Below are 1889 nucleotides of genomic sequence, written 5' to 3'. Positions count from 1 at the left end.
TTATCCAGCATAATGTTCTCCTGGGCGTCTTTTCGTGTCACCGCGTTGCCAACCGCCCACGCTAAAACAGGGTTTTTGTTATGAATGATTTTCTTTTCAAACACTTTTGTCCGGAAATTTTTCGTCGGCTCCGTCAAATAACGAATCCCCTGCGGAATTTCTACTGTTGTGAAGCCATCCGCCTCAAGCTCTTGCATCAAATGCCGCGCGTTGTACTTGTCATAGCAAATTTCCTTCACCAAAACGCCGTATGTCGGCTCAATTGACTTGATATATTCGCGCACAAACGTATAATCGACGACCGCTCCTGGTGTGGCGGTGATCCAACCTTGACGAACCCATTGATCGAACGGCATTTTATCAGTCTTGACCCGCTCATCGAGCTTTTCTTCCGGTATGAACGAGTGGGACAAGACGACAAATTTGCCGTCATTCAAAGGGATTTCGATAGAAACGCTCGTTAAGTCGGTCGTGGCCGACAAGTCAACGCCTACATACGCATCCAATCCACTGATGTCCGGCAGGTTTTCCACGCCGCAGGCCGCCCAGCGTTCGGCCGAGATGTAGGCTTGCTCCCGCTTGTTGATCCAGACATTCATGTTTTTCGTTAAAAAATCATCCATTTTGTCCGGTTTTTCAAGCGCTTCTTTGAGTTTGGCACGAATATTTTCAATCCCTTCCGGATAGGAAGCCGCAATCGGGTTCGCTTTCAGCCATGCTTTTTCATCCTTAATGTCGTCAATCAAATTTCCGTCCTCGTCTTTATCCAGTTCGTTGACCATCGCGAAATATTGGTCGTTCTCAACGGGGCTGTTCGGATCTAATAGCTTTGAAACATACTGATATTCACTTCGATAGCACGGATTGTTCAAGTTTGCGCCGGCCGTCGTAATGATCATCAGCAATGGCTGCGCCCTGGCGATCATGCCGGAGTCGATAATGTTGTAAATCTCGTCTGTCTCATGGGCGTGATACTCGTCAATAATGCCGCATTGAGGGTTCAAACCGTCGCCGGTCTTCCGGTCCTCTTTGGACAGTGGCCGAATAATAGACCGACTTTTCAGGTGATGGATCGCCCCGTATTTCACTTCATATTTCCCTTTCAATTCCGGGCAGCCGGCCAGCATCGCCTCTGTTTCTTTCCATACAATTCTCGCCTGCTCCGTTTTCGTCGCGCCAATGTACACCTCTGACATATTTTCTCCGAACGCCATCGCCTCATAGGAGGCTACACAAGCCAAGCTTTGCGACTTGGCGTTTTTCCTTCCTACCTGCCAATATGCCTTTTTAAAACGCCGATAGTCCGTGTCCTTATGCACCCAGCCATAGATATTGCCGAACACAAACACTTGGATTTCGTGAGGTCGAATATGCTGCCCTTTCAAGACTCCTTTTGTATGTTTAAAAAGCGTCATCCACTTGAGGAAGCGCATCGCTTTCGTTTCACTAAAAATGTAAGGGAAATCTTCTGTTCCCTCGCGTTCAATATCTCTTAAGAACCGCATGCACGCCCATTTATGTTTCTGACAGGCAATCACACGACCATCAATGACGTCATGTGAGTAATCAATAAGCCATTGCTTCAGACTCATACTTCGCCAAACTCCTGTTCAAACGGAGTCGGCTGCTTTGGTTCTTCCTTTGGTAAAGCAAGTTTTGCCCGAGAGCTTGGCGTCAATCCAAATTCAACGGCCAGCGATTTCATTTGCTCGTGCAACTGCTTTTTCTTCGTGAGGAGAGGGTGAGGCACCTTGTTCGTTTCAGCCGCCTTGTTCGTATACTCCACCATCAGCCCCTCTTCCTCAATAATCTGCGAGCACTTAACGTAGTTAGCATAGGCGTCACAGTACAAGGCAAGAGCATTTACATCGACGTTCGTGACCAGCCCG

2 protein-coding genes are annotated in these 1889 nt (G+C 48.0%); both read right to left on the bottom strand.

Features of this window, described 5'->3' with window-relative positions; all coding sequences use genetic code 11:
* Positions 1-1592: terminase large subunit (locus CD000_RS03335; protein ID WP_143425271.1), on the bottom strand; the 1592-nt coding region annotated here is incomplete at its 3' end.
* Positions 1589-1889 (bottom strand): phage terminase small subunit P27 family (locus CD000_RS18655; protein WP_198962479.1); only part of this gene is annotated, 301 nt, incomplete at its 5' end. The genes CD000_RS03335 and CD000_RS18655, both read right to left, overlap by 4 nt.

It is taken from the genome of Geobacillus sp. FJAT-46040 (assembly GCF_002335725.1).
Taxonomy (GTDB): domain Bacteria; phylum Bacillota; class Bacilli; order Bacillales; family Anoxybacillaceae; genus Geobacillus; species Geobacillus thermoleovorans.
This window is presented reverse-complemented; position numbering and strand designations above follow the sequence as displayed.